Origin of the sequence: Aquirhabdus sp., assembly GCF_046462495.1 — a bacterium.
In the GTDB taxonomy this organism is placed as follows: Bacteria; Pseudomonadota; Gammaproteobacteria; order Pseudomonadales; family Moraxellaceae; genus Aquirhabdus.
Genome location: NZ_JBKGVE010000010.1, coordinates 437881 through 445046, shown reverse-complemented (window position 1 = coordinate 445046; position 7166 = coordinate 437881). Strand labels below are relative to the sequence as shown.

7 protein-coding genes are annotated in these 7166 nt (G+C 46.9%); all 7 read right to left on the bottom strand.

All coding sequences use genetic code 11. The features are described from left to right. Positions 1–821: sigma-54 interaction domain-containing protein (locus tag ACLHG7_RS14065; RefSeq protein WP_410211607.1), on the bottom strand; the 821-nt coding region annotated here is incomplete at its 3' end. A gap of 163 nt (positions 822–984) precedes the next feature. Then, on the bottom strand, positions 985–1749 hold the full coding sequence (locus tag ACLHG7_RS14060; RefSeq protein ID WP_410211606.1) for an ABC transporter ATP-binding protein: 765 nt from the start codon (positions 1747–1749) through the stop codon (positions 985–987). Positions 1750–1761: 12 nt separating this feature from the next. Continuing rightward, on the bottom strand, positions 1762–3087 hold the full coding sequence (locus ACLHG7_RS14055; protein WP_410211605.1) for an ABC transporter substrate-binding protein: 1326 nt from the start codon (positions 3085–3087) through the stop codon (positions 1762–1764). A gap of 60 nt (positions 3088–3147) precedes the next feature. Then, positions 3148–4218 carry a branched-chain amino acid ABC transporter permease gene (locus ACLHG7_RS14050; RefSeq protein ID WP_410211604.1) on the bottom strand — a complete coding sequence of 357 codons (1071 nt, stop codon included), beginning with the start codon at positions 4216–4218 and terminating at the stop codon, positions 3148–3150. Between the two features lie 3 nt (positions 4219–4221). Continuing rightward, a complete protein-coding gene (locus tag ACLHG7_RS14045) occupies positions 4222–5103 on the bottom strand; it encodes a branched-chain amino acid ABC transporter permease (protein WP_410211603.1) in 882 nt (293 codons plus the stop codon). A 20-nt stretch (positions 5104–5123) separates the two neighbouring features. Next, complete coding sequence (locus ACLHG7_RS14040; protein WP_410211602.1) at positions 5124–5930, bottom strand: ABC transporter ATP-binding protein; 807 nt, start codon at positions 5928–5930, stop codon at positions 5124–5126. A 4-nt stretch (positions 5931–5934) separates the two neighbouring features. After that, positions 5935–7119 (bottom strand): AMP-binding protein, encoded by a 1185-nt coding sequence (locus tag ACLHG7_RS14035; protein ID WP_410211601.1) that lies wholly within the window; start codon positions 7117–7119, stop codon positions 5935–5937. Between the last annotated feature and the right edge of the window lie 47 nt (positions 7120–7166).

Below are 7166 nucleotides of genomic sequence, written 5' to 3'. Positions count from 1 at the left end.
GACTGCTGGGTGCGTAGCTCGGAGCTACCCATTTGCAAATCTTCGGGTTTGATGACGGAATCTTGGCAGACGAGGAGGGCATAGTGAATGACATTCTCTAACTCACGAATATTTCCTGGCCAATTATGTGATAGCAGCGCTTTATTCGAACTTTCAGAGAAGGTCGCTGGGGCATAGTGTAGACGGCTGGTATAGTCGCGTAGAAAGAATTCAGCCAGCGGTAAAATGTCCCCTGGACGTTCACGTAGTGGAGAGAGTTCGATTGAGGCTACGCGCAAGCGATAATATAAATCTTCGCGGAACTTGCCTGCAGCTACGGCGTTCTCCAAGTGTATATTGGTTGCTGCCACCACTCGGACATTTACAGGCTTTGCCTTACGTGAGCCCAAGCGGACAACTTCACGTTCCTGAAGGACGCGCAGAAGTTTTACTTGCATGTTTAAAGGAAGGTCACCAATTTCATCCAAGAATAAAGTACCGCCATCGGCTGCTTCAAACCAACCTGCTTTCGCATCGGTTGCGCCAGTAAACGCACCGCGTTCATGACCAAAAAGTTCGCTTTCGACCAATGTTTCTGAGAAAGCGCCACAGTTGACCGCAAGAAAAGGCCCTTGGTTACGCCGACTTAAAGTGTGGATATGACGTGCAACCAGTTCTTTTCCTGTTCCTGTTTCACTCATAATCAGGACATTGGCTTCACTGGGGGCAAGTCTTTCAATTTTCGCTAAAATTGCACGCGATTTTGCATCTTCAAAGACCAGCGCCTTTGCGCGAATTGAAGTATTGAGCGAACGTGCATTGGGATAGGTGAGCAATGCCATGAAGTGCGGCCTTATCTTAAGTATTTTCTAAGATACCAAATAACCTTTTATAGCTGAACCAAGAATATATGATTACCTTATGAGGTTATTGGTAAGGAGATTAAAGGATATTTACCAGTAGTGTTCATCATCGCAAGCTATCGTGTTTAGGGTTGCTCTCATCTTAAACGTGCGCTTTTTTAGACGATCTAGCGCCTCCAAGATAAGCAGCTTGAAGATGATCTTGTTGATTGAGTGTCGCTGCTTGACCCGAATGACGGACTTCACCATTTTCAATAAGATATGCAAAATCCGCATACTGTAGAGCCAAACGTGCATTTTGTTCAGCAATTAAAAAGCTAATGCCTTGTTGCTGATTGAGTGTATGCACAATTGCAAAAATTTCCTCGACAATCTTCGGTGCCAAACCCATTGAGGGTTCATCCAGAAGAATTAATTTGGGGTGGGTCATAAGCGCGCGACCGATTGCAATCATCTGTTGTTCACCGCCAGAGGTATAGCCTGCCTGGGTATCTCGCCGCTCCTTAAGGCGCGGGAAGTATTGATAGATCTTTTCAATACCCGTACGAATATCACTACGCGAAGGATTATTGACAAAGGTCCCTGAGCGAAGATTTTCTTCAACGGTAAGATGAGGAAAACAGCGGCGTCCTTCGAGAACTTGCACGAGACCGCGTTTAACTAAAGCTGCAGCATCTGTATGGGTGATATCTTGGTTTTGATAACGAATCTGCCCGCGTGTTAAGCTCCCGCGTTCAGATTTAACGAGCCGGGAGATGGTTTTCAATGTCGTGCTTTTACCGGCACCATTGGCACCGAGTAGAGCAACAATTGAACCCTCTGTAACATTGATGGAAATATCACGGACAGCCAAAATGGCTTGATCGTAAACTACTTCAATCTGTTGCACTTCGAGCAGATTCGTCATCAGATTGCTCCTTTATTTTTCAATCTTGCAATTGCGAGGAGTGATGCCTTTTTCCTTCGCGTATTGCTGAGCCGACGTTTCAATAATTGGACGCAGTAATGCACGATCCGCTTGAATCCAGTTACTGATCACATTCCACTTGCTACCATCCCATTGCTGGAAGCGTACGGCACCACCCCCTTCATGATCGGAGCATGACAGTTTGAGGGGTTGTACAAGTCCTAAGGCACCGAGTTCAGTCAAGCGTTTGTTATCGATATTCAAGTGTTCAAAACCCCAGCGGACTTCTTCGCCAGTCAGAGGACGCTTGCCATATTTTGCTTGTGCCACACGAACCGCTTCAACATTCAGGATTCCGTTCACCACACCCAGATTGTAATAGACTGTGCCAAAACGTTTAGGATCGCTCAAGTTACCTTTACCAGCATCTACTACATTTTTCTTGATGTCTTGCAGGACAGGGAAATTGGTGCCTGATGGATGGGTAGTAATGGAGATGAAACCTTTCGCGGCATCGCCTGCTGGGGCTGCGTCTTCTTCGGAGTTACTCCAAATATTGCCGATAATATGGTTAGCAGGGAAGCCAACCTTCTTAGCTGTTTTTAAGGCGACAGGATTCATTACACCCCAACCACGTAAGATGACCCAATCCGGTTGAATACGGCGGATGTTCAGCCATTGTGATTGTTGTTCATTGCCCGGGTGGGGAACTTCGATCTGAGTGGCTTCAAAACCGTATTTTTTGGCGAGGATATCAATGACTGGAATGGTTTCTTTGCCATAGGGCGAGCCGTGATATAGCACAACAATTTTCTTGCCTTTAAGCTTGGCTAAGCCGCCAGACTGCTGCCCAATATAGTTTACGATCGCAGAGACTTCGCTATACGGGTTGAGCTGTAGCGGGAAGACATAAGGAAAAACGCTGCCATCTGTTGAATCGGTACGACCGTGATTGATGGTAATCAGTGGGATTTTATCTGCAGTGGAGCGTTCAAGCGTTGCATAAGCAATACCTACGGATAACGGATTGGTCGCAGCGACAGGTGCACCATTAAGCCCTTTTTTTAAGCGTTCGTAGCATTCCACACCTTTTTCAACGACATATTCGGTTTCACATTCTGACCATGTGAGTTTGACGCCATTGACGCCACCATGTGCGTTGACATCTTGTAGATAGTCAATAAATCCGCCAAAAAATCCGCTACCCCCAGCAGCATAAGGACCGACCCGATAGCTTTGCAGCGGAAAGTATTGCTCATTGGCCGCATGCGCTGCTTGACCTGCTAATAGGCCGACAGCAACGGTCAGGGCCGCGAGTTGAAGACGTGAAGATGACATTATAGACTCCTGATTAATAATGAAATTTTAGGTTAGTGTTGATTGTTATGACGTAAAGCTTTAATAACGCAAAGGCCACAGCTTGAGGCGTTCTCTTAAATGGCGCCAAAGCCGTGCGAGACCATCTGGTTCTTTGATCAGAAAGAAAATGATCAAACTCCCAAAAATGATTTTTTGTAGATTTTGTAATAGCGCTTGATCAGCCCCCTGCCCGAATAAGGCGGTGCTGCCCAGACTCAACGTAATGGGTAAAAGAACGATGAACGCAGCACCTAAAAAGCTGCCAGAAATGCTACCCAGCCCCCCAATAATGATGATGAACAAAATTTGAAAAGATCGACTAAGGTCAAAACCATCCGGTTCGACAGTGCCGAGGTAGGCGAATGCCCAAAGTGCTCCTGCGATGCCGAGATAAAACGAACTGATTGCGAATGCCAGTAATTTGGTTCGTAAAATGGGAATACCAATACTTGCCGCTGCGGTATCCATATCACGAACCGCCATCCAGTTGCGCCCCAAAGGACTGTGAATGAGGCGATGGGCTGCAAAGCCGAGCAGAATAACGATGCCGAGGGTTAATACATATCGACCTGAAGGGGTATTGAAATCCTGCCCAAAAATCTCAAGTTTCGGGGCACCAATCACACCTGATGCGCTGTAATTCGAAAACCAGCCATATTGTGTCAACAGCCAAGGAACAAAGAATTGTGCCGCAAGGGTAGAAACGATGAGATAAAAACCTTTGATTCGAAGACTGGGTAGCCCAATCAATACGCCAAAGAGTGCTGTCACGATACCACCTAGGAAGAAGCTCACGAGTAGTGCAATTCCAGGAATACGCAGTTGAAAGTTATAAGCTGCAAATGCGCCAACGGCCATAAGAGCGGCAGAGCCCAGAGACAACTGCCCTGCATAACCGGTCAGAATATTGAGTCCTAATCCTGCAAGTCCCAGCACTAAAAAAGGAACTAGAATGGCGCTAAACCAGTAGTCTGTGCCAATGTGTGGAACTACGATCAAGGCAAATGCCAGTACCGCCCAAAACAACCAACGATCCTGTTTAAGGCGAAATAAACGATGCTCAGAACGGTAATCAGTAGTGATCTGTCTGGCTTGATTAAAGAAAATCATGGTTTAGACTCTCGCTACCGTTTTTTCACCAAACAAACCGGATGGTCTGATGAGCAGGAAAATGATCGCAAGGGCATAGGGAAACCAGTTCTCAAGCCCTCCACCGATGATGCCGCCCAGATAAATTTCTGCGAGTTTTTCTGAAGCACCAACAATAAGACCACCCACAATGGCACCGCTGATCGAGGTAAAGCCACCGATGATGAGGACGGGGAGAGCTTTAAGGACGATCAATGATAAGGAGAATTGCACGCCTAAACGGGCGCCCCAGAGTAAACCCGCAACCAGCGCAACAAATCCTGCCACCGTCCAGACGATAATCCAGATGTGGTTGAGGCGAATACCAATGGACTGTGCGGCAAGGGGATCATCAGCAACCGCACGTAGAGATAAACCAAAGCGTGTTTTGCTAAACAGCAGTGACAATGCGATCACCAGAAGTCCTGCGACCACGGCTGAAAACAAATCCAGCTTGCTGATCAGGATGCCAAAAAACTCAATGGGTTCATCGGGTATACCCAGCTCTAGACCATGAACTTGTGTTCCCCATACTGTTTGGGCTAAGCCTTCAATGATGTAGCTTAAGCCCAGTGTGGCCATGAAGAGCGTGATTACAGAGCGATTGATTAAATGCCGTAATACTAAGCGCTCAATTAAAACTGCAAGGATAAAGAGAACAACTACGGTAATGGCAAAGGCTTGCCAAAATGCAAGTCCCCGTTCAACTAAACTGACAAAGGTCAGCGCCGAGAACAGTACTAAGGCACCTTGTGCAAAATTGAAGACTCCCGAAGCACGGTAGATCAATACAAAGCCGATGGCGACCAAGGAATACATAATCCCTGCAAGCAGTCCACCAACTAGTACCTCTATAAAGAAATTCATAAACCCCTCAAACGATTTAATTAATGTCTGGTTTCTAACTGTTGTTTTTCGATAGGACTCTGGCCGAGATAGGCAGCAAGAACGTCAGGGTTCTGCCGAATTTCATCTGCGGTGCCATCACCGATTTTTCGGCCATAATCCAGAACAATGATGTGATCTGAAAGCGCCATCACGATGCCGATATCATGTTCAATAATGACAACCGTCGTTCCCAGCTCTCGATTCACATCACGGATTAAACGCGCCATATCCTGTTTTTCATCGCTATTCATCCCTGCCATGGGTTCATCAAGAAGTAGCAAACTCGGTTCTGCTGCAAGTGCGCGCGCAAGTTCAACACGCTTTTGTAAACCGTACGAGAGCGTACTGACGATGCTGTGCCGCCAAGGTTCAAGATGTAAGAACGCAATGATTTCTTCTGCACTTTGACGCTGAGCGTTTGCTTCTCGTTTTGCACGGGGGAGCCCTAGGAGGTATTCAGGCCATGTTGCGCTGATCTTTAGAGTGCGACCTGTCAGCACGTTGTCTAGTACGCTCATTTTTTTGAATAAGGCAAGATTCTGAAAGGTTCTGGAAATCCCAAGTTTGGCCGCGAGTTGTGGTCGATGGGACTTAAGATGTTGACCGTCCAGCGTAATTTTTCCACGATGCGGCTGATAGATTCCATTGATGATATTGAGCAGTGAGCTTTTCCCAGCACCATTCGGACCGATCAGTGAGCAGATCTCGCCACGAGCCACGGCGATGTCTAAATCTTGAATGACTTGAAGTCCGCCAAAGGTCAGAGAAATTCCTTCAAGTTTTAATAGAGGAGTTTGCTGGGTCACGACATCATCTCAACAATGGATTGCTTGGGTTGGGTTCAGATTGCTGTTTGTTTTTTTGTAGTTCGGATTGCAGCGTCTGTACGGGTGATGTTTGAGCTGGATGAGACTGTGTAACCCCTGTGGCGGCGAGTCTTTTGATACGAATGCCGAGACTGGCATAAAAATCTGCATGAGCTTTTGCTAACGGCTCACCGATTAATAACGCAGTCCTAAGACGTGCAAAACCAAGGTTCTCTCGTAAGACCCGGCGAATTAATCGCGTTAATATCCATGCCAGTGGGTTGTGAGTTTCTTGATTCCACGCCCATGTATAAATACGATAGGCTAGCGTTCCTGTCGTTGGTAGTTTCTGTTCAGCTAAATGAGCGACGCGTGCAAAGGTCGCATTTGTACCGAGCACGAGAGATGGGGATAGTTCTCGGCGATCATTGTCGCGTGTGGCAAGATTTTCCGGAAAGTTCAAGCGAAATCCGGCGACAAGCCATGGCGCAACTAAATAGCGTGCTTGTCCAGCGGTCGCAAATGCTCTGGCTGCAAGAGCATCTTCTTTATGAGTCAGCCCAGTTTGCTCAATCAGATGCTTTGCTTCATTAATCAGACGTTGATGGCTAAGTTTTTGATGAATAAGGCTGCCTTCGCTATCGAGTCCATAAAATACAAATGCAAATGCCTCTGGTTTGATTTGAACGCTTGGCAGCTCGACATAACTTGTTAACAGCTGATCGACTGATAATAAGCTGGGGAGCTTGTAGTGACTCAGTCCACGGGAATTTGCGTAAAGAATCAGTTGAGGTGAAATCTGACTTTCAATAAGCTGATCGACTTCAGCTTGACCTTCACTGAAGATAAATTTGGGGTTGATCCCTTTGAGTAGTACTTGCAGCTCATCATGGGTGAGATCTGGATCCAGAGGTTGTACTGTTCCTCCGAGTGACTGCACAGCAAGCGCCAATAGCAAAGCCTCTACACGAGGTCGGCTTAGCAGCAGCAAGCTTGAGTCGGCACTAAATCCCAAGCTGGCAAGAGCACTTGCGTAGCGCTGTGTTTGATTCAATAAATCTTGCCATGTCCATTCTTGCCAGATTCCAAGTCGTTTATGACGCAGGGCAACATGACGAGGCCGCAGAATGACCTGATTGCGCAAAAGCTCAGGAAGCGTTTGCGGCAGCTTTGGTGTGATTTCAGGCATTCTGGATTCCTCCCTACTCAGATTCATTGAGCAGTTGTGTGGTGACA

What these genes read in the sequence shown, in the direction of transcription:
- ACLHG7_RS14050 (WP_410211604.1), bottom strand. Translation starts at nt 4,218, where the DNA reads ATGATTTTCTTTAATCAAGCCAGACAGATCACTACTGATTACCGTTCT.
- ACLHG7_RS14045 (WP_410211603.1), bottom strand. Translation starts at nt 5,103, where the DNA reads ATGAATTTCTTTATAGAGGTACTAGTTGGTGGACTGCTTGCAGGGATT.
- ACLHG7_RS14055 (WP_410211605.1), bottom strand. Translation starts at nt 3,087, where the DNA reads ATGTCATCTTCACGTCTTCAACTCGCGGCCCTGACCGTTGCTGTCGGC.
- ACLHG7_RS14035 (WP_410211601.1), bottom strand. Translation starts at nt 7,119, where the DNA reads ATGCCTGAAATCACACCAAAGCTGCCGCAAACGCTTCCTGAGCTTTTG.
- ACLHG7_RS14060 (WP_410211606.1), bottom strand. Translation starts at nt 1,749, where the DNA reads ATGACGAATCTGCTCGAAGTGCAACAGATTGAAGTAGTTTACGATCAA.